This is a genomic window from Streptomyces sp. TLI_185, from assembly GCF_003814765.1.
Lineage (GTDB): Bacteria > Actinomycetota > Actinomycetes > Streptomycetales > Streptomycetaceae > Streptomyces.
In genome coordinates this window covers 1174278-1200134 of record NZ_RKRB01000001.1, presented here as the reverse complement: position 1 = coordinate 1200134, position 25857 = coordinate 1174278, and the positions used below count along the sequence as shown (strand labels likewise).

General features: G+C 70.4%; 23 protein-coding genes and 1 pseudogene. 15 read left to right on the top strand and 9 right to left on the bottom strand.

Translation table 11 applies throughout. The features are described 5' to 3' along the window. Positions 1–108 precede the first annotated feature (108 nt). The gene (locus EDD92_RS05490) at positions 109–1911 is read right to left on the bottom strand and encodes a sigma-54-dependent Fis family transcriptional regulator (RefSeq protein WP_123963253.1); all 1803 of its coding nucleotides are present in this window, start codon (positions 1909–1911) and stop codon (positions 109–111) included. 159 nt (positions 1912–2070) lie between these two features. Here EDD92_RS05490 and EDD92_RS05485 point away from each other — a divergent pair, with 159 nt between their 5' ends. The 6 genes from EDD92_RS05485 to EDD92_RS05460 all read left to right on the top strand — a co-directional run bounded on the left by EDD92_RS05485 (position 2071) and on the right by EDD92_RS05460 (position 9668). Further along, the gene (locus EDD92_RS05485) at positions 2071–3828 is read left to right on the top strand and encodes an FAD-dependent monooxygenase (protein WP_123963252.1); all 1758 of its coding nucleotides are present in this window, start codon (positions 2071–2073) and stop codon (positions 3826–3828) included. 16 nt (positions 3829–3844) lie between these two features. Continuing rightward, on the top strand, positions 3845–4732 hold the full coding sequence (locus EDD92_RS05480; RefSeq protein WP_123963251.1) for an intradiol ring-cleavage dioxygenase: 888 nt from the start codon (positions 3845–3847) through the stop codon (positions 4730–4732). Between the two features lie 12 nt (positions 4733–4744). After that, positions 4745–5656 (top strand): YceI family protein, encoded by a 912-nt coding sequence (locus EDD92_RS05475; RefSeq protein ID WP_123963250.1) that lies wholly within the window; start codon positions 4745–4747, stop codon positions 5654–5656. A 423-nt stretch (positions 5657–6079) separates the two neighbouring features. Then, complete coding sequence (locus tag EDD92_RS05470; RefSeq protein ID WP_123963249.1) at positions 6080–7039, top strand: LysR family transcriptional regulator; 960 nt, start codon at positions 6080–6082, stop codon at positions 7037–7039. Positions 7040–7220: 181 nt separating this feature from the next. Next, a complete protein-coding gene (locus EDD92_RS05465) occupies positions 7221–9197 on the top strand; it encodes a collagenase (RefSeq protein ID WP_123963248.1) in 1977 nt (658 codons plus the stop codon). A gap of 207 nt (positions 9198–9404) precedes the next feature. Next, entirely contained in the window at positions 9405–9668 is a 264-nt protein-coding gene (locus EDD92_RS05460; RefSeq protein ID WP_123963247.1) for a hypothetical protein, read from the top strand. Positions 9669–10073: 405 nt separating this feature from the next. Here the strand turns inward: EDD92_RS05460 and EDD92_RS05455 are convergent, their stop codons facing one another. After that, entirely contained in the window at positions 10074–10358 is a 285-nt protein-coding gene (locus EDD92_RS05455) for a hypothetical protein (protein ID WP_123963246.1), read from the bottom strand. Positions 10359–10612: 254 nt separating this feature from the next. Between EDD92_RS05455 and EDD92_RS05450 the strand changes: the two genes are divergently transcribed. Both EDD92_RS05450 and EDD92_RS05445 read left to right on the top strand, forming a co-directional pair. Next, the gene (locus tag EDD92_RS05450) at positions 10613–11371 is read left to right on the top strand and encodes an IclR family transcriptional regulator (protein ID WP_123963245.1); all 759 of its coding nucleotides are present in this window, start codon (positions 10613–10615) and stop codon (positions 11369–11371) included. A 114-nt stretch (positions 11372–11485) separates the two neighbouring features. Further along, a complete protein-coding gene (locus EDD92_RS05445) occupies positions 11486–12646 on the top strand; it encodes a PP2C family protein-serine/threonine phosphatase (RefSeq protein ID WP_185123942.1) in 1161 nt (386 codons plus the stop codon). Between the two features lie 24 nt (positions 12647–12670). Here EDD92_RS05445 and EDD92_RS05440 read toward each other — a convergent pair whose 3' ends face one another. From EDD92_RS05440 to EDD92_RS05430, 3 genes are all read right to left on the bottom strand, one after another. Then, a complete protein-coding gene (locus EDD92_RS05440) occupies positions 12671–13798 on the bottom strand; it encodes a Gfo/Idh/MocA family protein (protein ID WP_123963244.1) in 1128 nt (375 codons plus the stop codon). Then, entirely contained in the window at positions 13768–14478 is a 711-nt protein-coding gene (locus EDD92_RS05435; protein WP_123963243.1) for a ThuA domain-containing protein, read from the bottom strand. Before EDD92_RS05435 ends, EDD92_RS05440 begins: the two co-directional genes overlap by 31 nt. A gap of 123 nt (positions 14479–14601) precedes the next feature. Next, positions 14602–15465 carry a class I SAM-dependent methyltransferase gene (locus EDD92_RS05430; RefSeq protein ID WP_123963242.1) on the bottom strand — a complete coding sequence of 288 codons (864 nt, stop codon included), beginning with the start codon at positions 15463–15465 and terminating at the stop codon, positions 14602–14604. Positions 15466–15539: 74 nt separating this feature from the next. Between EDD92_RS05430 and EDD92_RS05425 the strand changes: the two genes are divergently transcribed. Continuing rightward, positions 15540–15980 carry a helix-turn-helix domain-containing protein gene (locus EDD92_RS05425; RefSeq protein ID WP_123963241.1) on the top strand — a complete coding sequence of 147 codons (441 nt, stop codon included), beginning with the start codon at positions 15540–15542 and terminating at the stop codon, positions 15978–15980. Between the two features lie 25 nt (positions 15981–16005). Here EDD92_RS05425 and EDD92_RS05420 read toward each other — a convergent pair whose 3' ends face one another. Beyond that, a complete protein-coding gene (locus tag EDD92_RS05420) occupies positions 16006–16395 on the bottom strand; it encodes a helix-turn-helix domain-containing protein (RefSeq protein ID WP_123963240.1) in 390 nt (129 codons plus the stop codon). 147 nt (positions 16396–16542) lie between these two features. Between EDD92_RS05420 and EDD92_RS05415 the strand changes: the two are divergent. Then, a pseudogene (locus EDD92_RS05415) lies at positions 16543–17389 on the top strand (NAD(P)H-binding protein). A gap of 77 nt (positions 17390–17466) precedes the next feature. Here the strand turns inward: EDD92_RS05415 and EDD92_RS05410 are convergent. After that, positions 17467–18600 (bottom strand): S1 family peptidase, encoded by a 1134-nt coding sequence (locus EDD92_RS05410; RefSeq protein ID WP_123970281.1) that lies wholly within the window; start codon positions 18598–18600, stop codon positions 17467–17469. A gap of 320 nt (positions 18601–18920) precedes the next feature. Here EDD92_RS05410 and EDD92_RS05405 point away from each other — a divergent pair, with 320 nt between their 5' ends. Genes EDD92_RS05405 through EDD92_RS05385 form a run of 5 tightly spaced genes read left to right on the top strand, consistent with a single transcriptional unit; the run spans position 18921 to position 23597 of the window. Then, entirely contained in the window at positions 18921–19859 is a 939-nt protein-coding gene (locus EDD92_RS05405) for a PmoA family protein (protein WP_123963239.1), read from the top strand. Positions 19860–19913: 54 nt separating this feature from the next. Then, positions 19914–21197 (top strand): ABC transporter substrate-binding protein, encoded by a 1284-nt coding sequence (locus EDD92_RS05400; protein WP_123963238.1) that lies wholly within the window; start codon positions 19914–19916, stop codon positions 21195–21197. Continuing rightward, complete coding sequence (locus EDD92_RS05395) at positions 21194–22132, top strand: carbohydrate ABC transporter permease (protein ID WP_123963237.1); 939 nt, start codon at positions 21194–21196, stop codon at positions 22130–22132. Before EDD92_RS05400 ends, EDD92_RS05395 begins: the two co-directional genes overlap by 4 nt. Beyond that, positions 22129–22998, top strand: coding sequence for a carbohydrate ABC transporter permease (locus EDD92_RS05390; protein WP_123963236.1), 870 nt, complete (start codon positions 22129–22131; stop codon positions 22996–22998). Before EDD92_RS05395 ends, EDD92_RS05390 begins: the two co-directional genes overlap by 4 nt. Before the next feature lie 5 nt (positions 22999–23003). Then, complete coding sequence (locus tag EDD92_RS05385) at positions 23004–23597, top strand: hypothetical protein (RefSeq protein ID WP_123963235.1); 594 nt, start codon at positions 23004–23006, stop codon at positions 23595–23597. A 109-nt stretch (positions 23598–23706) separates the two neighbouring features. Here EDD92_RS05385 and EDD92_RS05380 read toward each other — a convergent pair whose 3' ends face one another. Further along, positions 23707–25263 (bottom strand): metallophosphoesterase family protein, encoded by a 1557-nt coding sequence (locus EDD92_RS05380; RefSeq protein ID WP_123963234.1) that lies wholly within the window; start codon positions 25261–25263, stop codon positions 23707–23709. A gap of 128 nt (positions 25264–25391) precedes the next feature. After that, positions 25392–25820, bottom strand: coding sequence for a VOC family protein (locus EDD92_RS05375; protein WP_123963233.1), 429 nt, complete (start codon positions 25818–25820; stop codon positions 25392–25394). Between the last annotated feature and the right edge of the window lie 37 nt (positions 25821–25857).

The following is a 25857-nucleotide window of genomic DNA, read 5'->3' as shown; positions in this document are numbered from 1 at the left end:
ACTTCGGCGGACTCGCGGGCCCTGCATGGCTGCAACAGGCTACCGAGCAGAACTCCGCAGCTGTACAAGGCTTTTCCGCCAGACGGGGGCCGGCCGCCGATGCCGAGGTCAGCCTCGGTAACCCCGCAGCTTCCGGTACAGCGTGGCGCGGGCGATGCCCAGGGACGCCGCTGCCCGGGCCTTGTTGCCGCCGTGCAGGCGCAGGGCCTCCAGGATGGCGGCGCGCTCGGCGTGCTCCATCGGGCTCAGCCGGCGGTTTGCGGGACCCTCGCGCACGGGGTCCGGCAGCTCACTGCGCCGAACCGGGCCGGCCGCACGGCGCTGCTCGGCCAACGCCCGTACCAGATGGGCGAGTTCGGTGACATTGCCGGGCCAAGGGTGCTGTTCCAGAGCACGCAACGCGTCCAGCGTCCAGGTGAGCGGGGGCCGTCCCGGCGCCGGGCGGGGAGCCAGGGCGGTGAGCAACTCCCTGATGTCATCGGGCCGTTCCCGCAACGCCGGCAGGGTGACCGAGCGTGCGGCCAGGGTGTCCAGGAGCCGTTGGAGACACGGCCCCGGCGGCACTCCGGGCGTGTAGGTGACCAGCAGACGCGCGCCCGGGTGCGATTCGAGCAGCGAGTTGAGGATCGCCGTGCCGGGCTGCGTGAGACGCTCGACATGCCGGATGAGCAGAGGACGGCCGTTCGCCAACTCATCGCCGTGAAGGGTGAGTTCACCCTCGGCCGCGTCCATGGTGACCAGGTGTTGCTGTACGAGGTGCCGTGCGAGTGAGGACTTCCCCGTGCCGCGCTCGCCCACGAGGAGCAGCGGCTCCGGAGTTGCGGCCAGCTCGGCCGCGCGGCCGACCGCATGCCGCCACGGCGCCGAACGCCCGGCCAGTCCCACCGCGGGTCGCGCGGTGGGCGCCGCCCCTGTATTCCCCACCGGCTCAAGCACGGCAACCGCCCCGACGACCGAGCCCTCGTGCGTCACAGGGATGAGCATCGCCGTACAGCCCGTCCCGACCGGAAGCCGGAGGCGGTACGAGGCCGAAGGCGCCGGAGCGGTCGACGCCTCGGAGACGCCGCCGGCTCCGGAGGCCGATTCGGGCTCCTCCTGCGCGCCACGGCGACGGCCCCCCTCCCGCAGCAGGGCCACCACCTCCCGCTCCAGCACCTCCAGCGCCTCCGGCGACAGCAGCTGTCCGGCCGCCTCACTGACGAGCCGGTTACGACCGTCGAGGGCGACCACGGTGCGCCCCAGCTCGCCCGCGACTTTCAGGTACGCGTCCAGCAGCACCCGTTCGGCCGCTCGCGACCGGGACAGGAGTTCCGCCTCGACGGCGACCGCCGTGGCCTCGGCCAGCGGGGCGCCCGGATGCGGCCCGCACTCGGCGCACAGTCCGCAGGAGACCGTCACCGTGCCCAGCACCCGTCCCGTCTCCGGCTCCCGCACCGGCACACTGACCGCGGAGACGTCCTGCCACAGGTCGAGGAAGTGCTCGGGGCCGTGCACCTCGGCACGGCGCCGGGTGTGCAGCGCAAGGGCCGCGCTGTTGTGGCCGACGACCTGTTCGGAGAGGTCGTGGCAGGGGTCGCCGGGCCCGAGCCCGGCTGCCCACAGCACCCGCAGCCGCTCGTCCGTCAGCACCAACGAGCTCTGCCCGGTGCCGAGCGCGGGGGCGATCCGTTCGAGTACGGGCCGTGCCGCGGTGAGCAGAGGGGGCTCCGGCGCCCGCACGGAAAGGCGGGGCACCTCCGGCGCCGGGGTCTTCGCGTCGTGCCGTACGCCGAAGAAACGGGCTCGCTTCCAGGCGGCGACGACGTCCTGCGGCACCCCGTCCGGCAGCTGCCGCCCCAGCAGGAACAGCTCGCGGGCCCTGCGCAGCGAGGCGAGAGCAGGGTGGACGGCGGGGTGTTCTGCGGTGGTCACGGCACGACTCACCCTATCGGGGACGGTTGAACGCACAACAACCTGTGGTGCCGACCGGGGAACTGTCTCGTATTGAGACACCCGGCTTCACCCGTCTCCCTACATGATCATGAGCAGTCGACGCCTGTCCTCATTCTGGAATTCCTGGAGCGTTTCCCCGTGCACACCGTCGAGCCCGATGTCGTGACCGACGTACTGATCGTCGGCAGTGGCCCAGCGGGCGCCTCGGCCGCGCTCGCCCTGAGCACCTATGGCGTACCGAACATCGTCGTCACCCGCTACGCGAGCCTCGCCGACACGCCCCGGGCGCACATCACCAACCAGCGCACCATGGAGGTGCTGCGTGACCTCGGCGTGGAACAGGAGGTCGTCGCCAAAGCCACCCCGCAGCACCTCATGGGCAACACGACCTTCTGCACCAGCCTCGCCGGCGAGGAACTCGGCCGGGTCCGTTCCTGGGGCAACGACCCCCTCGTACAGGCCGCGCACGAACTCGCCAGCCCCACCCGCATGTGCGACATGCCGCAGCACCTCATGGAGCCCGTGCTCATCGACGCCGCCGTCGCACGCGGCACGCAGTTGCGCTTCAGCACCGTCTACAAGTCCTTCGTCCAGGACGCCTTCGGCGTGACGGTCACCGTCGAGGACCGGCTGCGCGGCGACGAATACACCATCCGCGCCAAGTACCTGATCGGCGCCGACGGCGGCCGCAGCCAGGTGGCCGAGGACGCCGGGCTGCCGATGGGCGGGCAGATGGGGGTCGCCGGAAGCATCAACATCGTCTTCGACGCGGATCTGAGCAAGTACACCGCGCATCGCCCCTCCACCCTCTACTGGGTGCTGGCGCCCGGCGCCACCGTCGGTGGCATCGGCGCGGGCCTGGTGCGCTGCGTCCGGCCCTGGAAGGAGTGGCTGATCGTCTGGGGCTACGACGTCACCGCCGGCGCGCCCGACCTGACCACCGAGTACGCCGAGTCCGTCGTACGCCAGCTGGTCGGCGACGACGACATCCCGGTGACCATCAGGTCGTCCTCGGCCTGGACCGTCAACGAGATGTACGCGGAGACCTACTCCAACGGCCGTGTGTTCTGCGCCGGCGACGCCACGCACCGCCACCCGCCGTCCAACGGCCTCGGCTCCAACACCTCCATCCAGGACTCCTACAACCTGGCCTGGAAGCTCAAGCTCGTCCTCGACGGCACCGCGTCACCCAGGCTCCTGGACACCTACACCGCGGAACGCGCCCCGATCGGCCGGCAGATCGTCACGCGGGCCAACAAGTCCATCGGTGAGACGGCCCCCGTCTTCGAGGCACTCGACGGCCTGTCCCCGCAGACCCCCGAGCAGCTGTGGGCGAACATCGCCGCCCGCAAGGACGACACCGAGGCCGCGCAGAAGCAGCGCGTGAAGCTCCGCGAGGCGATCGCCTTCAAGGTGTACGAGTTCAACGCACACGGCGTCGACCTCAACCAGCGCTACACCTCCGCGGCCATCGTCCCCGACGGCACCCCCGACCCCGGCTTCGACCGCGACCCCGAGCTGTACCACCAGCCCACCTCCCGCCCCGGCGCCAAGCTCCCGCACGCCTGGATCACCTCGGGCAGCCGCACCCTGTCCACCCTCGACACCGTCGGACAGGGCCGGTTCACCCTGATCACCGGTATCGGCGGCGCGGACTGGGTACGGGCGGCCGAGGCCCAGGACCTGGAGATCGCCACCGTCGTCATCGGCCCCGGCCAGGAGTACGAGGACCCGTACGGCGACTGGGCCCGTCTGAGCGAGGTGGCCGACGGGGGAGCCCTCCTCGTACGGCCGGACGGCTACGTCGCTTTCCGGCACCCGACCGCGGCTGCCTCCGGCGAGGACGCCGAGGGGCTGCTGAACAGGGCGGTGCGGCGGATCCTCGGGCATGCCTGACCGGAAGGCGCAGGACATGACCACTGAATCCACCTCCATCACGCGCCTCACCGAGGCCGTCGTCGACAGCCTCGAGGGCACCACCGAACCCCGGCTGCGCGAGCTCCTCGCCGCCCTCACCCGCCACCTGCATGCCTTTGCGCGCGAGACGCGGCTGACTCAGCAGGAGTGGGAGCAGGCGATCGGCTTCCTGACGGCGACCGGTCAGACGTGTACGGACACCCGGCAGGAGTTCGTCCTCCTGTCGGACGTGCTCGGCGTCTCGATGCTCGTGGAGACGATCAACAGCGACGGCCGCGGATCGGCGACCGAGTCGACGGTGCTCGGCCCCTTCCACATGACCGAGTCCCCGATCCGTGAACTCGGTGCGGACATCGACCTGGTGGGCGGCGGGGAGCCGTGCGTGGTCAGCGGCCGGGTACTGTCCCGGGACGGCACCTCGTTGCCCGGCGCGGTCCTCGACGTCTGGCAGGCGAACGCCGAGGGCTACTACGACGTCCAGCAGCCCGAGGTCCAGCCGGCCGGCAACGGGCGCGGGCTGTTCACCACGGACGCGGAGGGCCGATTCTGGTTCCGCACCTGTGTGCCGAGCCCCTATCCGATCCCCACGGACGGCCCGGTCGGCGGCCTTCTGCGTGCGACCGGACGGCACCCCTACCGCCCGGCCCACATCCACTTCATCGCCTCCGCCGTGGGGCATGCGCCGGTCACCACGCACATCTTCGTGGCGGGCAGCGACCATCTCGACTCGGACGCCGTGTTCGCGGTCAAGGCAAGCCTCGTGAAGGACTTCGCCGAGACCGACGACCCGTCCCTGGCACGGGAGTTCGGCATCCCGAACCCGTTCCGGCACGCGCGCTTCGACCTCGTACTGAACCCGGCCCCACCCGGCCCGAAAGACTGAAAGGTGAAATCCATGCCCCTCGGACTGCTCCGGCGGCGATTCAGGAATGCCCCCGGAAGCGCCGCGGGCCTCACGCTTCCCGTCCCGTCCGGCGCGGGCATCGTCGTCCGCGAGGTGCTGGATCCGGTGAACCAGCCCCTGGGTGCCGCCGATGTGACGGTGACGGAGCTTCGCAGTCACCAGGTTGCGGCGCGGGGCACCACCGATCCGTACGGACTGTTCATGGCCGTCCTGCCGCCGGGCGCCTACAGCCTGATGGTCGTGGCCGAAGGGCTGGAACCCCATCGGGAGACGGTCGAGGTCGTCGCCGACGCCGGCGTCGAGTCCCAGCGGGTGTGGCTCCAGCCGGCCCGGCAGGCCGAACTCCCGGTTCCCGGCACCTGGCTCTTCGACCCGCCGCACACGGCGATCCGCTTCATCGCCAAGCACGTCGGCATGGCCCATGTGCACGGCCGTTTCGAGCGTTTCGAGGGCGGTATCCAGGTCATGCAGGAGGTGGCCGACTCCCGCGTCCATGTGCGCATCGACGCGTCGAGCATCACCACGGGCAACAACACCCGGGACGCACACCTGCGTTCCGCCGACTTCCTGGACGTCGACCGCTTTCCGTACATCGACTTCACGAGTACCCGCTTCGCCTATCGGGGCGGCAGCAAGTGGTCGCTGCTGGGCACCCTCACCATGCACGGAGTGAGCCGGTCGGTGTCGCTGGACACGACGTACCTGGGCATGGTCAACGGCGGCTACGGCGAGGAGTTGCGCTGCGCCGCCCTCGCCAAGGCGGAATTGCACCGTGAGGACTACACCCTCAACTGGCGGACCATGCTGGCCCGCGGCATCGCGGTGGTCGGCCCCACGGTCCAACTGGAACTGGACGTCCAGGCGATGTACCGCACCCACGACACACCGACGCCCCCGGAGTAGAGGCGGGCCGCGCGCCCGAGCGTCAACACGCACTCCATCTGCCCGGACACCGAGATGAGCGAGTCAACCACCTGCGGCACAACGCCAATTCGACCGTGACTCCGACCTCATCCATAGAGTAATCTAAAGGCAAAGGAACATTCGCGGTACGGCAAAGGAGGCGACGGTGTTCGATCTTCGGACAGAGGCAGAGATGAGGCTGCACTCGGAAAAGACGGCCAGGGAACTCGCCCTGAAGAAGCAGCGTGAGGAGGTCCCGACGGCTCCTGGCGCCGGCGAGGAGGATGTGACTGCTGGAACGCAGCCGCCGCCGACGTAGCGCGCCGGTCGCCCTCCTGGCTCGGAGGGTGGCTGACCTGCGACTTGTGTACGGGGCGGTGTGATGGAACGCTTCCTGTCCACGGCGGCAGGGGGAGCGTACGGATGGACCTGGAGCTTCGGCATCTGCGTGTCCTGTGTGCGATCGCGGATGCCGGGAGCGTGGGCCGCGCCGCCGCGGACCTCGGCTACTCGCAACCCGCCATGAGCACCCAACTCCGGCGGATCGAGCGCTACTTCGGCCAGTCGCTGTTCGAGCGCGAGGCGACAGGAGTCAGACCGACACGGTACGGCGTCGAGGTCGTCGCCCAGGCCCGCGACGTCCTGGCCCGTGCCGCAGCGATCGGGCGCCGTCCGGCCGCCGACGCTGCGAGTACCCGTAGGACCCTGCGCGTCGCGGCCACCAACTCGCCGGTGCTGTCCGGCATGGTCTCGCGGGTCCGGGCCCGGCTGCCGGACGTCACGCTCGCCGTCAGCAGCGTGTACGCCTCCTCGCGGATCGTCGAACTCCTGGAGGACGGCGAGGTGGACGCGGCCGTCGCCGCGGACTACCCCGGGATGGAACTGAAGCATGCGGACACGGTGACCCACCGAGGGATCGTCACCGAGCCCACATTCGTGGCGCTGCCCACCCGCCATCGCCTCGGACATCGCGCTCAGGTCTCGCTCGCCGACCTGGCCGAGGATGCCTGGTTCCTGACACCGGACGACGGAGCGGGCTGGCCGGGGGTCTTCTACACGGCCTGTGCAGCGGCCGGTTTCTCGCCGGTCGCCGTCCATGAATTCCTCGGTGACCAGGTGCAGTTGCAGAGCATGATCGCCGACGGCCTCGGGGTGTCCGTCGTACAGCCGACGCTGCGGCCGATCCCGGACGTGGTGATCAAACCGCTGATCGGTACGCCGCTGTGGTGCCGCTATGTGCTGGCCTGGCGGCGAGATGCGGTTGCGGAGGACGTGGTGGAGGAACTGTTCCACTCCGCCGCTTCCGCATATCGCGAACTCGCGGGGCGGTCACCGCACTTGAAGGCGTGGGCTGCACGCACTTGGCGGGGGAGCGGGGCGTAGGCGGGGCGGGGCGAGGCTGGGGTCGGGGCGGGGTCGCGACCCCAGGTCGGCCGGGTGTTATGGCCGGCCGCTGCACAGTGCTATGTCACATTCCATTGTTGAGGGCAGTCGGCGCTGAGATGGTGCCTCACGCGCCTCAACACCCATACCGAGGCGCATCCCTCCGCAGAGGAGTCCAGAGATGCGCTACCTCTTTGCGCTGCCCAGACGCGCCGCCGTCACCCTCGCCGTCTGCATCACACTCGCGGGCCTGCTGTCGGTGCCGGCGCTCGCGGCACCTCCCGCCCGGCACGGCTCCACCCCCATGACCGTGGCCCGGAAGACGACGTCACCTCCGCCGCCCACCGGCTCGACCGCCACCGCCGCCGCCGACCAGCCGGCCCTGCAGGCCCGACCGCTCACCACGGCCCAACTGCCCCCGCTGCAACCGACCCCGTCCCGGACCCGGCCCACCACGCAGACCGGACCGAAATCCAAACCGAAGCCGGTCTCGTGCACCCCGGCCGACTTCGCAAGCAGGACCGGTTCGGCGCTCGTCACCTTCGTCGAAGCCTCGACCACGGGCTGCGTCAACACCCTGTTCGCCGTGACCGGCATCAACGCCCGAGACATCTTCCGCCAGTCCCAGATGGTCACCGTGGCGAAGGCCTTCACCCGAGAGGCGCAACGCTATCGGGGCGACAACTCCTCCGGGGTGTGGCAGCTCGTCCTGTTCCTGCGGGCCGGCTACTACGTCCAGTTCAACAACCCGTCCGACGTCGGCCCCTACGGCGCACCCCTGGCCCAGGCCACCACCCGCGGCCTGGACGCCTTCTTCGCGGGCCGGCACTCCCGGGACGTCACCGCGGCGAACGGAGACGTGCTGGGCGAGACCGTCGTCCTCACCGACAGCGCCGACCAGCAGGCCCGCTATCTGACGGCCTATCAGCGCCTGCTCAACGCCTACGACAGCTCCTGGGACGCGGTCCCCAGCATGCTCACCGCCGTCAACGACGTCTACACGCCGCTGTGGCGCGGCAACTGGAACCCGGACTACGTCAACGCGGTGACCGCCGACCCGGGCATCGTCCGGACCCTGCACGGGTTCGCCCTCAAGCACCTGGACCTGCTCGGCACCGACCGCGCCTACCTGGACTCCAACGCCGGGATGAACGTTGCCCGTTACGTCGAACACACCGCGCTGCGCGCCACGGTCCAGCCGCTGGCCAAGGACCTGCTGAACGCCTCGAAGATCACCGGTCCCTCGGCCGCACTGTGGGTCGCCGTGGCGACGCAGGCCGACTACTACGACCGCCCCGACTGCTCGTACTACGACATCTGCGACCTGCCCGCCCGGTTGACCGACGCGGCCCTGCCCCTCACCCACACCTGCGACGCGACCCACACCGTCCGGGCCCAGGCGCTCACCTCCGCCGAACTCGACGCCGTATGCGCCAACCTCAGCGCCCAGGACCCGTACTTCGACGACCTCGTCAAGGACGACGGCCCCATACCGGGCCAGCACCTGTCGACGGCGCAGTTCGTCGTCTTCGCCGGCCGCGCGGACTACCAGACCTATGCCGGGGCGATCTACGGCGTCAGCACGGACAACGGCGGCATCACGCTGACCGGAGACCCGGCCGATCCCGCCAACCAGCCGCTCTCGATCATGTACCAGAAGGCCTCCGACGACGGCTTCACGGCCCGCATCTGGAACCTCAACCACGAGTACACGCACATCCTCGACGCCCGCTACGACATGAAGGGCGACTTCACCCGGCAGACGTCGGTGCCGGACGTCTGGTGGATCGAGGGCCTGGCCGAATACGTCTCCTACGGCTACCGAGGCATCACCGACGAGCAGGCGGTCGGCGAGGCGGGCAAACACACCTACCGGCTGAGCACGCTGTTCCAGAACACCTACGCGAACAGCGACGTGATCCGCACCTACCCCTGGGGCTATCTCGCGGTCCGCTACATGTTCGAGAACCACCCGGCGGACATCCAGCGCATGCTCGCCCGCTTCCGGGTCGGCGACTACGCGGGCGGATACGCCGTCTACAACTCCGACATCGGTACCCGCTACGACGCCGACTTCGACCAGTGGCTCACGGCATGCGCCGCCGGCGCCTGCTCCGACACGCCCGCCCCCGGAAGGCGTAGCGCATCGGTGCGGTAGGCCGGACGGGGCTGAGGCCTGTGCTGGGGCGCGAGCGGCCGTGCTGGACGCGGAACCCGGGTCGTGGCGCCGGACTCCTGAGGATGCGCTGCGGGCCGAAATGGAGTATAGAGGCGCCCAAGATCCCAAATTACTACTTAGTGCATGTATATGCTCACATTAAGTAGTCAATCCAGGGCTTCGCGCCCAGGTGAGAAAGGGTCAACCATGCGCAAGTTTCAGCGCGCTGCGGTCGTAGCCGCAGCGGTGGCGGGGCTGTCCATCGCCGGCGTCGGCGTCGGTTTCGCCGACGCCGGCGACGGGCCGCGGGGGGGCACCGAGGTGGTTTCCCCGCAGTGGCACTTCGCGCCGGACAGTTCCAAGAAGGCGACGCCGGAGCAGACGCCCAGATACACCGTGCCGGAGTTGGATCTCAATCGGTTCATCGATGCGTTCGTCGCCCCGGCCTCCAAGGATTCGACCGACAAGTAGCCAGGCGCCAAGGGGGCGAGCGGCTCCGTAGTCCGCACCCCGGCCGGCCCACATCCGTCAGAGCAGCAAAAGGCAGCCCGGACGCGCAGAGACCCACAGGGTGCGCGGCTGGGCTGCTGTCATTTGCGCTTTCTCCAAGGCCCGGTTGCACGGAGGTCGACGGCGCCGGCACCCGGGCCTCGATCGTGCGCGGGAACAAGCACACGTCCTGTCGGCCGGAGAGTCGTGATGGAAAGACCTCCGTCAAGGGAAAACAATCATCTGTATTCACGAATGCCGGGCCGGGCCGGGTTCCCGCTCCGGTATTTCGGCTTTCTGGGGTCCCGGCGGTCGACCGGGTTTTCCGGGCATGCGAAAACCCCGGTGCCCCGGCTTGCGGCCGGGGCACCGGGGTGAGCTTTTGTCTTACTTGCCGCCGACGCTGTTGTTGCAGCCCATGGACGAGCCGAGCGAGGTCGACTGTGCGCCCTCGTTGCCCTCGCCGTTCAGAGCGCCGCCCAGCAGGCCGTTGAGCAGGCCGACCTGGCCGAGAACGTCCAGGTTCAGGTCGTGCGACCTGCAGGTGGTGCTCTGCATGACGGTGCTGCCGCCGCCCTTGCCGCCGCCATCGTGGGCCTGAGCGGTGCCGGCACCCAGGAGGCCGACGCTGACGGCGGCGACCAGGACGGCAGCCTTGCGAAGCTGGTGCATGTCATCTCCGGTGGAGTGAAGTGGATGCGACCTGCGATAGATCGACTTCGTGCAGTTGTGGAGGTTAATAAGAAATATCCCCGGAACATCCGGCGGCGCGCCGAATTCGGGGAATCACTCACTACCCTGGTCGATGGCCGGGAATTGCGCCCGGTGAGCGAACCGCGAGCCAAGCGGATATTGGGGGCCTGCCAACTTGGCCGGACGTCGGGCGAGTTGTTGCGCGCCCTGTGCGCCTGACGCACGCTGGTCACATGGGTGAGCACGACGGCCCCACGCTGATCACTTCCGTCCAGCGGGCCTTCCGGCTGCTGGAGGCGGCGAGCGCGCACGAGAACGGCGCGCCGGCGAAACAGCTGGCACGTGAGACGGGGCTGCCCCTGGCCACCGCCTATCACCTGTTGCGGACGCTGGTCCACGACGGATACCTGCGGAAGCTGGGCGACGGCGGCTTCGTGCTCGGCGACAGACTGCAGACGCTGCGGACCACGGGCCGAGGGCAGGCACTGCTCAGCCGCGTCCGCCCCACGCTCGCCGCACTGCGGGACGAGTTCGCGACCGCCGCCTACCTCACCTTCTACGAGGACGGCGAGATCCGGGTCGCCGAGATCGTCGACAGCGCCCGGGCACCCCGCGTCGACCTGTGGGTGGGGTTCGAGGACGCGGGGCACGCCACAGCGCTGGGCAAGTCCGTGCTGCGGGAACTGGACGACGAGGCCCGCAAGGACTACCTCTCCCGGCACCACCTCGCGGACCTCACCCCCCGGACGATCACCAGCCGGCCGGAGCTGCTGCGGCGGCTGGACGCCTCACCCGTGGCCCCGGCCGTCACGGACATGGAGGAGTACACCCTGGGCACGGTCTGCGTCGCCGTCCCCGTCTACAGCGGCGACACCCTCGGCTCGCTCGGTGTCTCGATGCCGGTGGAGCGGCTCTCCCGGCTCCCGGCGATCCGGGCGCGGCTGCTCCCGACGGCGGACCGCGTGACGAGGAGCCTGTCGCTCACTATCTGAAAATCCTCTGCTTGTGACCGCCCGGGCTCACCGCGTTTCCTGGATGAAACAGACATTTCAGTGGTGGGCCCCAGGACCGACGTGCCCCACACAGGTGAGGACTGCAGACACAAGATGAGTCAGGCCCGAGACCATGGCGGCGGACACTGGCCGATACGGTCGCTCAGGCGCGCCGTCGCGCAGCTGGCCGCGGGGGCGCCCGTCCTGCCCGTGCTGATCGTCTCCGTGATCGTGCTCGCCGACCTGGCCGGCGGATCCGGGATCACCTGGCTGCCGATGCTCGCGGCCGGGCCCGCCCTGGCGGCCACCACCAACGGTCCGCGCGGTGTCCTCTGCGTCGGCCTCCTCGCCGCGGCGCTGGGCGCCACGCTCGGCTCCCGCAACGGCGTCCCGGGCAGCGAGCTGGCGGCCGTACTGTCCGCTCTGGCCGCCGTCACCCTGGCCAGCAGCCTGGCCAGCGCTCTGCGCGGCCGCCGCGAACGGGTGCTCGCCGCCGTCCGCTCCGTCGCGGAGACCGCCCAGCACGCGCTGCTCACGCCCGTCCCGGCGACCGTCGGCCCGTTCCAGGTGGCCGTCCGCTACAGCGCCGCGGCGGCCGAGGCCCGTATCGGCGGCGATCTCTATGCGCTGATTCCCACCCCGTACGGGGTACGGCTGATCGTCGGCGACGTGCGCGGCAAGGGGCTGCCGGCCGTGGGAACCGCCGCGCTGGTGCTCGGAATCTTCCGCGAGGCCGCCTACGACGAGCCCGATCTCCTCGCCGTCGTCGACCGGATCGAGCGGAGCCTCGCGCGCAATCTCGGCAGCGACGACTTCGTCACCGCCGTGGTCGCCGGATACCCGAGGGCCGGGCAGTTGGAGGTGGTGAACTGCGGACACGCGCCACCGCTGCTGGTGCGGGGGGACGGCAGCGTCACGGCGGTGGAGTCCACGCACCCCGCCCCGCCCCTCGGACTGCGGGCGCTCACCGATCACACCCCCGGCCTCCAGGTGCTGCCCTTCGCCGACAGGGACCAGCTGCTGCTCTACACCGACGGCGTCACCGAGGCCCGCGACCGCGGCCGCGCGTTCTATCCGCTCGACGAGGGACTGGCACGCCATGTGTCCGACGACCCGGCCCGCACTCTCGGTGCGCTCCATGACGAACTGCTGGCACATGTCGGCGGCCGCCTCCACGACGATGCGGCGCTGCTCCTGATCCGCAAACCGGCTCTCAGTGAGCCCGCCGCCGAGGCCGAGCCGGGCGGCAGGGACCTCGCCTCCGAAGCTGCGTGACGAGTGTGCGACCCGCTGCCGGTTTCACCGTGCGGCGGTTCGGCCGGCGGCCGGTGCTCTCCACGCCTCGACGGCAGTGAGCGGCACCAGGTCCGGTGGCAGCGCCGAGGTCGTCAGCTCGATACGGCGTCCCTCGGCCGACGAGCGGAGGAGGGCGGTCATCGTCTCCAGCACGTGCAGGGCGAGATCGCCGCTCGCGCGAGGCGCCCGCCGCCCGTCGGCGGTGATGAAGTCGAGCAGACCGAGGCCGCGGGCGCCGTCGACGTAACCCGCCGACGGCGGGAGCGTGCGCCACTGGGTGCCGCCGAGTTCGAAGAGCCGCACCTCGCCGTCGAAGTGGTTCGGATCCGGCACCGTGAGCGTGCCGCTCTCGCCGTGGACCTCGATCGGGGCGGCCGTGGTGGCCACGCCGTCGAAGCTCGTCGTGATCGTGGTCAGGGCGCCGCCCACGTGCTCGAGCACACCGGAGACGTGGCTGTCCACCTCGACCGGAATCCGCTCGCCCGCGCGCGGGCCGGAACCGATCACGCGCTCGGTGCGCTGCCGGCCGGCCGCCCCGATCACGGCACGCACCGGACCCAGCAGATGCACCAGGGACGCGAGATAGTACGGCCCCATGTCGAGCAGCGGGCCGCCTCCGGCGGTGTAGTAGAAGTCGGGGTGGGGATGCCAGCGCTCGTGTCCCGGCGTGACCATGACGGCCGAGGCGAACTGGGGGCGCCCGATGCTCCCCGCCTCCACGGCCGCACGTGCCGTCTGGACTCCGGTGCCCAGGACGGTGTCCGGGGCGCCTCCCACGCCGACTCCCGCCTTCCCGGCGGCTTCCATGACGGCCTGGGCGTCGACGAGGGTGGCGGCCAGTGGCTTCTCCCCGTAGACGTTCTTCCCGTGGCCGATGGCGCCCAGGGCGATCTCGGCGTGGGCGGCGGGGACGGTCAGGTTCAGCACCGTGTCCACGTCCGGGCTGCTCAGCAACTCCTCGACGGTCAACGCCCGGGCGCCGGGCAGCTCGGCGGCGACCGCGGCCGACCTCGCGGCGTCGAGGTCGGCGACCGCGGTGACGCGTACGGCGGGATGGCCGAGGAGCGTGTCCAGATACGCGCGGGAGATGACTCCGAGACCTACGACGCCGATGCGGTGCGCGTCGCCCACAGCATGCCCCTCTCGATGACGGTGCGGACGTTCGGGTTCTCCAACACGTCCAGGCTGTGCCCCGGTGTCGTCACCACGATCCGCCCGGCGCCCCACTGCCGGGTCCAGATCGCCGGTGAGGTGACGGGCCGCTGCCAGGGCTGCCAGGAGCGGGCGGGGTGTGTGGTGGTGGCCAGGACGTCGATCAGGTCGTCGTGGAGCACCCAGTACTGCTCGGTGCACAGCTCGAAGTCGTCGAGTCCCTCGGTGACGGGGTGCTTGCGCCCGAGGTCGGTGATGTCGATGGTGTGCGGCAGGAAGTTGTCCTCCGCCTCGCCGCGACGCTCGCACGGCTCCTTGCCCGGGTGGCACGCGAACTGGCCTCCCACCAGCTGGAGATAGTCGGAGGAGGCACGGAACGAGTCGGCGATGCCGCCGTGCCAGCCGGTGAAACCGGTGCCGGCCGCGACCGCCGCGCTCAGTCCCGCCAGCTGCTCGGCGCTGATCTCCGACATCGAGATGCACTGCACCACCAGGTCGGTGCGTGCCATCTCGCCGGCATCGGCGTAGACATCGGTCGACTCCTCGACCCGGACCGTGAAACCGTTGATTTCGAGGAAGGGCAGGAACAACTCCGTGGCCTGGACCGGCCGGTGCCCCTCCCAACCGCCTCGGACCACCAGGGCTTTCTTCGGCTGCATCGCGTTCCTTCACCCGTACGGAGCCCTCACTATGCGCCAGTCGCCCGCGCCCGGCAACGGGCTGCCGGATGCGCGAAAGTTTCGCGTCCGTCCCCTACCGGCCGACCACAACTTCCTCCCGGGTCAGCGGGCGGCCGAGGTGGCCGGCGCGTGGGCGTCGACCAGCCAGCAGGCGGCGGTGAAGCGGACCTCCGTGTCCTGCACAAAGGGGTCGAACGCGGCGCGGACCGTGTCGATGACGCGGGCGCGGGTCTTTTCGTCGACTCCGCCCAGGGCCAGACCGACCGGACCGAGCCGGGTGAGGTAGTGCACCAACTCGCTCTCGGGCAGGGAGCAGACCACGTCGACCGGCCGGATGCCGATCCCGGTCCAGCCGCTCTCCGCCAGGATGCGGCGGATCCGGTCCGGGTCCGCGAAGGCGAACTGGCCCGGCTCGTCCGGGCGGCGGACGGGCAGGTCGGGCAGCAGCGGTGCCGCGGCACGTTCGGCCGTCGTCATGAACGGGTTCTCCGCAGGGCCGCGCCAAGTGATGAACCGCAGCAGGGCGTCGTCCGCCGCGGCACGCCGGAGGTTCGCGAACGCCCGCACGGAGTCGTTGAAGAACATGACGCCGAAGCGTGAGATGACGGCGTCGAAGGTGGCGGGCTCGAAGGCGTGGTCCTGGGCGTCGCCGAGGACGAAGGACGCCGGTGTGCCCTCTCGTTCGGCGCGCGCCCGGGCAGCGGAGATCACCGGTTCGGAGATGTCGACGCCGACACTGCGGCCCCCCGGACCGAGCCGGCGCGCGACGGCCAGCGTGATGGCGCCGGTGCCGCAGCCGACATCGAGCACATGGCCCGCATGTGCGGCTGCCACGGCATCGACGAGCAGTTCTTCGAAGGGCTGGAACATTTCGTCCAGCACCGCCTGCAGCTCGACCCAGGCGTTGCCACCGGGCCCCTTCCAACGGGCCGCCTGATCGTCGTCGCTCCTGTGCGTGACGTCCATGAACGCCTCCTCGGCTTGCCTTCGTCCGGTCGGGATGACACCGTGCCACTTCAAGTCGACTTGAGGTAAAGAGGATGACAGAACTGGACATCGCCGAGGTGGTGCAGCGCGCCGGAGTTCCCGCCTCCACACTGCGGTTCTACGAGGAAAAGGGGCTGATCGCCGCGAGTGGCCGACGGGGTCTGCGCCGTCAGTACGACTCCGCCGTACTGGAGCGCCTGGCGCTGATCGCGATGGGGCGCACCGCCGGGTTCTCGCTCGACGAGATCGCGCGCATGTTCGCGCCGGACGGGCAGCCGCGCATCGACCGTCAGGTGCTGGCGGCCAAGGCGGAGGAGCTGGACCGCACGATCCGCGAACTCGGCGTCCTGCGCGACTCCCTGCGGCACGCCGCCGCCTGCCCCGCGCCGAGCCACATGGAATGCCCCACCTTCCGCCGCCTCCTCAACGCCGCCGCCTCCGGCACTGTCGTCGTACCGAGGAAGCGGGCCCCGCGGTCACCGAAGGAGCGCTGACGGATTCTGCGGGCCGACAGCGCCTTCAGGCCGAATCGGCGTCGTAGTCGTGCCGGGACTGCTCGACCTTTTCGAGGTTGTCGGCGGACCATTCGGCGAGATGCGCGAAGAGCGGGCCGAGGCTGCGGCCGAGTTCGCTGATCTCGTACTCGACGCGAGGCGGCACCTCCGGGTGGTACGTGCGCACCACGAGACCGTCGCGCTCCAGCTGCCTCAGCCGCTGGGTCAGGACCTTCGGCGTGATCCGGGCGATACGCCGCTCCAACTCGACGAACCGCTGGCGGCCGTGCGTGTGCAGGCTCCACAGGATCGGTGTGGTCCACCGGCTGAACACGATGTCCACGACCGGGCCGATCGGACAGGCAACTTCCGGATCGGTCCCGGCAGTTGCCGCCCGCATGTCCTTGACCGCCATGCGCATCCCTCCGGGATAGCCACTTTCCTCTAGGTACCTACTATACCGGCGGTGTTAGCGTCCAGAAGGCGCCCGGAGAGCAGCAGTCCGCGGCGTTCTCGCCCGCTCGGGCATCGACAACACACCGAATCAACAGGGGAGTTGACCGTGATCGTAGTGACGGGGGCGACTGGCAACGTCGGCCGATCGCTCGTGCAGACCCTCGCAGCCACGGGTACGCAGGTGACCGCGACATCCCGGGCCGTCTCGGCCGCGGACGCGCCGCACGGCGTCCGGCACCGACAGGCGGACCTGGCCGATCCGGAAAGCCTCCGGCCCGTGTTCGACGGCGCCGAGGCACTGTTCCTGCAGAACGGAGGCCCCAGCGCGCACCTGCTCAGCCCGCAGGACATCCTCGATGTCGCCAAGGCCGGCGGCATCGGACGCGTGGTGCTGCTGTCCTCCCAAGGGGTCGCGACCCGGCCGCAGTCGGCCTCGCATGGGGGCGTCGCACGCGCCATCGAGGACGCCGTCCGGCAGTCGGGTCTGGAGTGGACGATCCTGCGGCCCGGGGGGCTTCAACTCCAACACCTACGCCTGGGCCGAGTCGGTCCGCACGCGACGGTCGATCGCCGCGCCGTTCGCCGACATCGGCCTGCCCACCATCGACCCCGACGACATCGCCGAGGTCGCCGCCGCGGCCCTGCGCGAGGACCGCCACGCCGGACAGACCTACGAGCTGACCGGGCCCGCCCTCACCACTGCCCGGCGGCAGGCCGAGGAGATCGGCGCAGCGCTCGGCGAACCGGTGCGTTTCATCGAGCAGTCCCGGGACGAGGCCCGCGCACAGATGCTGCAGTTCCTGCCCGAGCCCGTGGTCGACACGACGCTCGACATCCTCGGCGAGCCCACACCTGCCGAGCAGCGCATCAGCCCCGACGTCGAGCAGGTCCTCGGCCGCGCGCCGCGCACGTTCGCCGACTGGGCGCAGAGCCATGTCGCCGCGTTCCGATAAGCCTTCGCCCCACGCTGCCCGAGCGGGCTCCGCCGGCTGGTCCCCGGCGAAGCCCGCTCGGCCACGGCGGCGCAGACTCAGGCCGTCTGCAGCGTCAGCCCGTACCGGTTGAGGATCTCGTTGACCGGCTGGTACCAAGTCTCGCCTCCGGAGCTGCAGTTGCCCCAGCCGCCGGAGGTGACGCCCTGTGCCTGGTCGCCGCTGATGAAGGAGCCGCCGGAGTCGCCGGGCTCGGCGCAGACGCTCGTCTTCGTCATCTCATGGACGGCGCCCTGGCTGTAGTTGACGGTCTCGTTCTTGGCCAGGACGGTGCCGCAGTGCCAGTGCGAGGTGGAGCCGGAGCGGCAGATGGACGCACCGACGGGGGCTTCGGCGGAACCGCGCACGAGCTGGTCGGAGACCGTGCCCCAGCCGAGCACCACCGGCACGGTCCACCAGCCGCTGCCGACGTTCACCCAGGCGTAGTCGTTGTCCGGGAACGACGAGCCCTGGAAGTTGCCGACATAGGAGTGGTCCCAGCCGTACACCGCGCCGGTGTGCTGGTCGCAGTGCCCGGCGGTGACGAAGCCGCCGTAGACCGAGAAACCTATGGAGCAGCGGACGTTGCCGGTGTAGTACGGGTCGCCGCCCACGGTGCCGGCGGCGAAGGTCTGCGGCGCTTCGGCGGTCTGCTGCACCGTGACCGGACCGGCCTGGCGGGCCCGGGCCAGGAAGGCGCGGACATCGTTGTCATGACGGTGTGCGGCGACGACGTTCACGACGACCTTGTTGGTCTTCGCGTCGACGTACCAACTGCCGATACCTGCGGGCGCGGAGAGTGCGTCGATGCGTGCCTTCGCCGCGTCCAGCTGCCGCGCGCTGCGCTGCACGAGGCGTACGGCCGCGCCGGTCGCCCGCACGGCCTCGGTGTTCGCGCCACGGGTGACGGCGACGGTCAGTTTGCCGCTGGTGGCGTCGAACCAGGAGCCGCCGTAGGACGACCCGGCGGCACGCTTCGCCTTCCGTTCCACGGCCGTCGCCTTCTTCTCGGCGGCCAGACGTGCTTCGGCCTGACTCTTCGTCAGGCCCAGGTCGTGCTGCATGGCGGAGAGGAGCGGGGCGGAGGCCGGCGGTTCGGTGGAGTGTGAGGGGGAGTCGGCGGCGGAGGCCGGCACGGCGCTCGCGGTGGCCCAGGTGCCGAGCAGGAGAAGGGCGGACAGGCCGGTACGCATGGCTGTTGTGCGTCTCAAGGGAGTGGTCCCTTCGTTGTTCCAGTGGGGTGGGGGTGGAACAGCAGAACGTTGAGAGCGCTCTCACTTCATGCGCGGCAGAGCCTAGCGGGGGATCCAAGGAAGGTCCATACCAATTCCGGGCGGGGTGGAGAAGGGAGGGGTTCGATCACGTCGGCCCTGTTCTCTCGCGCGAACGCCCATGACTGCACAGGGGTTGTCCTGACATTCCCTCGCACCTAAGGTCACCTTCGGGCGCAAGCGCTTTCTGCTACCAGGCCATGCATGGCGACCACCCCCACACCGGGCCCCGAGGAGTGCGCATGAGCATTCGCGTCAGTCACGCGTACGGCGACCACATCGCGGTCGCGGCGCCGGACGGCACCGAGATCCTCCGCTACGTGTACCGTCCCGACCCCGACGCCTTCGAGGCGCGCAAGCCCTACGCGCACCCGGTGCGCACCCTTTCCGGACGCACTGTCACCGGCTACCGCCCCAGCGACCACCGCTGGCACAAGGGCCTGCAGATGACGGCGAGTCACCTGTCCGGGCAGAACTTCTGGGGCGGCAACTGCTATGTCCACGGCCGGGGTTATCTTCCGCTGCCCGACCGCATCGGCTCGATGCGCCACGACGGCTTCCCCGCGTTCACGGTCGAGGACGACCGGCTCGCCTTCACCGAGGCCCTCACCTGGGTGGAGAACGGCGGCGCCGAATGGGCGCGCGAGGAGCGCGGCCTCACCGTCCACTCGGTCGACGAGGAAGCCGGCGCCTGGGTCCTGGACTGGTCGATCCACCTCACCAACCTCCGCGACGAGCCCCTGGCCTTCGGCTCACCCACCACCGAGGGCCGCGAGCTGGCCGGCTACACCGGACTGCAGTGGCGCGGCCCCCGCGACTTCACCGGCGGCACCGCCTTCGCCGCCGACCTCGACGGGGGAGCGGGCGCGGACGCCGGCAAGCTGATGGGCACCCAGGGCCCCTGGCTGGCCTTCACCACCGAGCACGACGACATCGACGCGCACTCCACACTCGTCTTCGCCCACGCACCCGAGAACCTCGACGCGCGGTCCGCGATCCACGACTCGCACTGGTTCGTGCGCTCCGAACCGATCCCCACGGTCGCGTTCTCCTGGGCGTTCTTCGAGGAGTTCGAGCTGCCGCCCGGCGACTCCTTCGCCTACCGCTATCGGCTTGTCATCGCCGACGGCGCCTGGGACCGCGAGCGCGTCGCCGGCCACCTGGAGGGTCTGGCGTGGTGACCGACCGGCCCTGAGAGCAAGCAGCTGTGAGGAAGGAAAAGAGGTGACCTCGGCATGCCCGGACACAGGACAAAGGGGTTCTGCGCAGCGGCCGCCGCACTCGTGCTCAGTGCGGTGCTGGCCGGCTGCGGGGGATCCGGGGAGTCGGCCGGCGGCGGCAAGGTCGTGCTGCGCTACACGTGGTGGGGCAACCCCGACCGCGCGGCACGCACCGAGCAGGCCGTCGCCCTGTTCGAGAAACAGCACCCGAACGTTCGGGTGCAGACGTCGTTCTCGGGCTACGACGCCTACAAGCAGAAGCTCGCCATCCAGGCCACGGGCGGCGACGCACCCGATGTGATGCAGCTCGACTACCGCCAGATCGACCAGTACGCCTCCGGACATGTCCTGCTCGACCTCGGCAAGGCCAAGGACGTCCTGCGCACGGCCGAGATCGACCCGGGCCTGCTGGCCACCGGCCGGGTGAACGGCGCCCAGTACGCCATCCCGCAGGGCCGCGGCACCGAGACCGTCGTCTACGACGTCAAGGCCTGGAAGGCGTCCGGAGTACCCCTCCCGCGCAAGGGCTGGACCTGGAGCCAATGGGCCGACGACATACGGGCGTTGGCCAGGACGACCGGCAAGCCGGGCTCCACCGATCCCGGCCAGAGCGAGGACGCCTTCGAGGTGTGGCTGCGCGGGCAGGGCAAGGCCCTCTACACCAGGTCCGGCGGCCTCGGCTTCACCGCCGACGACCTCGCCCGCTGGTGGACCTTCACCGACGGGCTCCGCCGGGAGGGCGCCGTCTCCCCGGCGGAACAGACCACCCAGCTCGACGGCTCCGTCGAGAACACCCCGCTCGGCCGCGGCAAGGCCACTGCCGATTTCAACTGGGACGCGCCGTCCAGCGGTTACCTCGCGCTCGTCAAGGACGGCGTGGCGCTGGCGCCGATGCCGTCGGGCGAGGACGGCACGCCCGGCCAGTACTTCAAGCCGTCGATGTTCCTCGGCATCGGGGCCCACACCGGCCACCGCAAGGAGGCCGCCGCACTCATCGACTTCCTCCTCAACGACCAGCTGGCGGCGAAGATCCTCGGCGCGACCCGCGGCATTCCCGTCAACGAGACCATCCGCGAGCAGACCGCCGGGCAGCTCAAGGACTTCGACAAGACCGTCGCCGACTACCAGTCCTCGCTCGAAGGCTCCCTCAAGGACCCGCCGCAGGCCCCGCCCTCCGGCGACAACGCCCTGCAGACCACCTTCCAGCGCGACTACGACCAGGTGTCGTACGGGCGCATGTCGCCGCGCCAGGCGGCCGAGAACTACGTCACCGAGGCGAAGGCGGAGCTGAGGTCATGACCACCACCGCGATCCCTGCCGAGTCACAACGCGCCGCCACCGTCACCCCGAAGCGCCGCCCCAAACGCGAACGCGAGGGCGCCGCCTGGGTGTTCCTGTCCCCGTGGGTGCTCGGCGCGACCGTCCTGACGCTGCTGCCCATGGCCGTGTCGCTGTATCTCTCCTTCACCGACTACGACCTGTTCAACCCGCCGCACTGGGTGGGCCTGCGCAACTACACGCAGATGTTCACCGAGGACCCGCGCTACTGGCGGTCGGTCGTGACGACCCTGACGTACGTCGTGATCGCGGTGCCCCTGCAACTGGCGCTCGCCCTCGTGGTCGCGCTGGCCCTCAAGACCATGAAGCGCGGCAAGGGCTTCTACCGCTCCGCCTTCTACGCCCCCTCGCTGCTCGGCGCGTCCATGTCCATCGCCCTGGTCTGGCGTGCGGTCTTCAACGACGGCGGCACCGTGGACAACCTCTTCGGCACCGGCGGCTGGGTCAACAAACCCGGCTGGGCACTGGTCGCCGTAGCACTGCTGACGGTGTGGCAGTTCGGCGCGCCGATGGTCATCTTCCTGGCGGGCCTGCAGCAGATACCGGCCGAGCTGTACGAGGCGGCGGCCGTGGACGGGGCAGGCAGGTGGCGGCAGTTCCGGTCCGTCACCGTGCCGATGCTGTCGCCGGTGCTCTTCTTCAACCTGGTGCTGCAGACCATCCAGGCGTTCCAGGTGTTCACTCCCGCCTTCGCGGTGAGCGGCGGCAAGGGCGGTCCCGCCGACTCGACCCTCGTCTACACCCTCTACCTCTACGACCGCGGCTTCGTCGCCTCCCACATGGGCTACGCCTCCGCGATGGCCTGGGTGCTGCTGCTGGTGATCGGTGCCGTGACCGCGGTGCTGTTCCGCACCTCGCGCTCCTGGGTCTTCTACGCCTCCGAGGGGGACCGATGACCACGACTGCCTCAACTGTCGTATCCCGCAAGCCGGTTCGCTGGGGCCGCATCGCCGTGCACCTCGGCTGTCTGGCCGCACTGCTGGTCATGCTCTACCCGCTGGCCTGGCTGCTCGCCACGTCCCTCAAACCGGCGGACGAGGTCATCGCGAGCCTCAACCTCCTGCCCGGCCACCTGGAGTGGTCGAACTACAAGACCGCCCTGGACGGCGTGAACGACGTGTCCATCTGGCGGCTGCTCGGCAACTCGCTGCTGATCGCGGGCGGTGCGGTCGTCGGCAACGTCATCAGCTGCTCGCTCGCGGCCTATGCCTTCGCCCGGCTGCGCTTCCGCTTCCGCGGGCCGATGTTCGCCTTCATGATCGCGACGATCATGCTGCCGCACCATGCGGTGCTGATCCCGCAGTACATCATCTTCAACAAGCTCGGCATGGTGAACACGTACTGGCCGCTGATCCTGCCGAAGTTCCTCGCGACCGAGGCGTTCTTCGTCTTCCTGATCGTGCAGTTCATGCGCGGACTGCCCAGGGAGCTGGAGGAGGCGGCGCGCATCGACGGCTGTGGCCCGTTCCGCAGCTTCTTCCAGGTGATCCTGCCGCTCACCCGCCCTGCGCTGATCACCACGGCGATCTTCACGTTCATCTGGACGTGGAACGACTTCTTCACCCAGCTGATCTACCTCTTCGACCCGGACAAGTTCACGCTCACGCTCGCGCTGCGCTCGTTCGTGGACGCCTCCAGCCAGTCGGCGTTCGGCCCGATGTTCGCGATGTCGGTGATCGCGCTGCTGCCGATCGTGCTGTTCTTCCTCGCCTTCCAGCGGTTCCTGGTGGAGGGCATGGCCAGCTCCGGACTGAAGGGGTGAGCGGGATGAGCGACACGCGTACGCGTGAGCCCGGCGAGCTCTTCGGGCCGCGCATGACCCTGTTCGCCGACATGCTGAGCGTCGGCCTCGCCACGGCCGCGGCCTGTCTGCCGCTGCTGACCGCCCCGGCCGCGCTGTCGACGGCCTGCGCGGTGCTGCGAGGCGCGCAGGAGGACCAACCCGTCACCGCCGGCCGCTACTTCGCCCTGCTGCGGCGGCGCCTGCGGGCGGGCGACCTGGTCGTAGGTGCCGCTGCCCTGGCGGGTGCGCTGCTGTTCGTCGCGGACCTGGCGCTGGCAGGCGCGGGACTGCCGGGGGCACCGTTGTTCGCGGTGACCGCCGCCGCGATCGGCGCCTGTGCCACCGTGGTCGCCCTCAGGGCCTGCGCCCGCCCCGAGTCCCTCGACGACTGGCCGGCCGCCCTGCGCGAGGCCGCCCGGGACGCGGTGCGGGACGTGGGCGGCAGCGGCCTGGTGCTCCTCGCGGTGGCGACGGCCGCCGTGTGTGCCTGGGTGCTGGTGCCGCTGGCGTTTCTGGCGCCGGGGCCGCTGGCGTTGGCGCTCACTGCTGTGGATGTGCGGTGGGCCGGCCGTCCCTGATCGGGTACGTGGAATGCGATGAGCCGGGCGCGGTAGCAGGCGGGGGAGGGGGCATGCGTGGATGCCCGGGCTCGCATCCCCGGCCTCCGGCCCGCCGGCGTCAGCTGTGTTACTGCTGTGGACGCACCACGTGCATCTCGGCCTGGCGCTGGGAGGGGATCGCCGGAGTCGGGCGGGTGATGCCGGACAGGTCGCGGGCGGTCATGCTGTTGCGGTCCGTGACCGAGCGGCCCAGGGCGTGGTGCGGCCACAGACCTGCGGCCACCCGGCGGCTGCGCTCGGTCCATTCGCGGGCCGCGGCGCTGCCGGCCTTGTAGTGGTTCACGGCGTACCCGCCCGAGTGGATCCGCAGCAGACAGAAGCCGCCGGGATAGTCCTTGACGGCGCTGACCTCCTGCATCGTGACGTGCGGGGCCTGCGGCAGCACCGTGCGCTTGTTGCGGTGGGTGTGGCCCGCGTGATGGAGGAAGACGCCGGGTGCGTTCGCGTAGGCGTCGAGGATGGAGCGGGCCTGACGGCGGCCGAGGCGCTGCCCGCCGGTCACCGGGAAGACGGAGTCCCGCACGGCCAGCGGATGGTGCCCGAACACCACCGTGGGCTGGTCCTTGTTCTCCCTCAACCGGGCCCGGAACCAGGCCAGTTGCTCGGCGCCGAGGCCCCCGGAGTCGGCGCCGTTGCCGTCCTTCTCGTAGGTGTCGAGTCCGACGATCCGCAGCCCTCCGAGATCGCGCGCGAAGTACGCGGGCCCGTCACCGCCGAGGAACCCGTCCCGGAAGGAGTCCCCGCAACCGCCGTCACAGGAGCGGCAGTTGCCGTGCCCGGGCCGGTCGTGGTTTCCCCGTACGACGAAGTAGTCCTGACCGTGGGTGCCGAAACCGTCCAGGATCTGCTTGGCCTCGGCCAGGTCCTGCGCCGCCCCGCCGGCCGAGATGTCGCCGGCGGCCAGCAGCACGTCCGCTCCACGCCGTCGGGCCTCCTCGACCACGGCCCGGCTCATGATCTCGGGATACGGCGCGCGGCCGTGTTCCTGCGTGATCCCGCGCATCAGGGGCATGCCGGTCACCAGGCCGGCGGTGGTCTCGCCCAGGTGCAGGTCGTTGCAGAGCGCGATCGACAGCAGGTGCCGCCCCGGCGGCGGCTGCGGCGTCGTGAAGGAGTACGGGCCTCCGGCCGAGCCGAGCCCGTGGCGATTGGTGCCGACGGCGTTGCCGCGCACGAGATGCAGCGGCGTCGGCGTCGCGGCCACGCCCCGAGTGCGGGCCTGGTAGTAGTACGTCTGCCCGGGTTCCAGGTCCGTGAGCTCCACGTAGTGGTGCGCCACCGGACCGTCCTCCGCCGCGACGCGGGTGAGGCGGCCGGGATGGGTGCCGTAGACGACCTCGCCCTCCGTGACCGCGGGGAGCATGTGGCCGAAGCCGTCGTCGGTGCCGGGCACGCCGGTGTACCAGGTGATGACGGCGCGGTCCTCGGCCAGGGTGACAAGTTCCAGATGGACGGCGGCCAGGCCGTCGCGGTGGCTGTGCCTGCTCCTGCCCGCGGGGCCGCGCAGGGCATCGGCGGCGGTCCGCAGCAGAGCGGGGGTGAGGAGGGCGCCGGAACGCAGGATCTGACAGGGGTCGGGCAGGGCCGAGAGAGCGGCGAGGGGAGCGGACAGGCAGCAGCGCATGCCCAAGTGTGCCCGCCCGCAGTGAACGACGACAGTGATGTGGACGGCGGGACAGGGGACGGAGGGTGACAATTCCCAGGTCGGCCCGCCTGCGACCGGTCCGGGTGAGAATGCTCACCTCATGATGATCAGCGTGGTTCGCCCCGATATGTTCCGAAGTACCACCGGTTGCCTTCGGGGTCGCGGGCGGCGAAGTCGCGGGAGCCGTAGTCGGTGACGTGCAGATCCGCGGTGATCTCGGCGCCGGCGGCCTTGGCACGGGCGTGGACGGCGTCCGGGTCGGCGGTGACGACGTAGGCGCTGAAGGCACCGGGCGGCGTCGGACCGGTGCCGGGCTCCTTTTCCTCGCGTACGGAGCCCAGCATGATGCCGCCGCCCTCGGGCCAGGTGAGCTGGGCGTGCTGGACCAGGTCGCCGTCTCCGTAGACCACGGTCTCCTCGAAGCCGAAGGCGTCGACGAGGAAGCGGATCAGTGCGCGTGCGTCGTGGGCGCGCAGCGTGGGCCAGACCTGCGGAGCGGGCGGCTGCTTGGCGGTGTCGGGCGTACTGGTCGTCATGGCGATGTGCCTCCGTTTCGCGGAACCGGGAGCCTGC

Bases quoted from the DNA above. Each gene is read 5' to 3' on its own strand.
- EDD92_RS05480 (WP_123963251.1), top strand. From the start codon at position 3,845: ATGACCACTGAATCCACCTCCATCACGCGCCTCACCGAGGCCGTCGTC.
- EDD92_RS05475 (WP_123963250.1), top strand. From the start codon at position 4,745: ATGCCCCTCGGACTGCTCCGGCGGCGATTCAGGAATGCCCCCGGAAGC.
- EDD92_RS05470 (WP_123963249.1), top strand. From the start codon at position 6,080: ATGGACCTGGAGCTTCGGCATCTGCGTGTCCTGTGTGCGATCGCGGAT.
- EDD92_RS05465 (WP_123963248.1), top strand. From the start codon at position 7,221: ATGCGCTACCTCTTTGCGCTGCCCAGACGCGCCGCCGTCACCCTCGCC.
- EDD92_RS05460 (WP_123963247.1), top strand. From the start codon at position 9,405: ATGCGCAAGTTTCAGCGCGCTGCGGTCGTAGCCGCAGCGGTGGCGGGG.
- EDD92_RS05455 (WP_123963246.1), bottom strand. From the start codon at position 10,358: ATGCACCAGCTTCGCAAGGCTGCCGTCCTGGTCGCCGCCGTCAGCGTC.
- EDD92_RS05450 (WP_123963245.1), top strand. From the start codon at position 10,613: ATGGGTGAGCACGACGGCCCCACGCTGATCACTTCCGTCCAGCGGGCC.
- EDD92_RS05445 (WP_185123942.1), top strand. From the start codon at position 11,486: ATGAGTCAGGCCCGAGACCATGGCGGCGGACACTGGCCGATACGGTCG.
- EDD92_RS05435 (WP_123963243.1), bottom strand. From the start codon at position 14,478: ATGCAGCCGAAGAAAGCCCTGGTGGTCCGAGGCGGTTGGGAGGGGCAC.
- EDD92_RS05430 (WP_123963242.1), bottom strand. From the start codon at position 15,465: ATGGACGTCACGCACAGGAGCGACGACGATCAGGCGGCCCGTTGGAAG.
- EDD92_RS05425 (WP_123963241.1), top strand. From the start codon at position 15,540: ATGACAGAACTGGACATCGCCGAGGTGGTGCAGCGCGCCGGAGTTCCC.
- EDD92_RS05420 (WP_123963240.1), bottom strand. From the start codon at position 16,395: ATGGCGGTCAAGGACATGCGGGCGGCAACTGCCGGGACCGATCCGGAA.
- EDD92_RS05410 (WP_123970281.1), bottom strand. From the start codon at position 18,600: ATGCGTACCGGCCTGTCCGCCCTTCTCCTGCTCGGCACCTGGGCCACC.
- EDD92_RS05405 (WP_123963239.1), top strand. From the start codon at position 18,921: ATGAGCATTCGCGTCAGTCACGCGTACGGCGACCACATCGCGGTCGCG.
- EDD92_RS05400 (WP_123963238.1), top strand. From the start codon at position 19,914: ATGCCCGGACACAGGACAAAGGGGTTCTGCGCAGCGGCCGCCGCACTC.
- EDD92_RS05395 (WP_123963237.1), top strand. From the start codon at position 21,194: ATGACCACCACCGCGATCCCTGCCGAGTCACAACGCGCCGCCACCGTC.
- EDD92_RS05390 (WP_123963236.1), top strand. From the start codon at position 22,129: ATGACCACGACTGCCTCAACTGTCGTATCCCGCAAGCCGGTTCGCTGG.
- EDD92_RS05385 (WP_123963235.1), top strand. From the start codon at position 23,004: ATGAGCGACACGCGTACGCGTGAGCCCGGCGAGCTCTTCGGGCCGCGC.
- EDD92_RS05380 (WP_123963234.1), bottom strand. From the start codon at position 25,263: ATGCGCTGCTGCCTGTCCGCTCCCCTCGCCGCTCTCTCGGCCCTGCCC.
- EDD92_RS05375 (WP_123963233.1), bottom strand. From the start codon at position 25,820: ATGACGACCAGTACGCCCGACACCGCCAAGCAGCCGCCCGCTCCGCAG.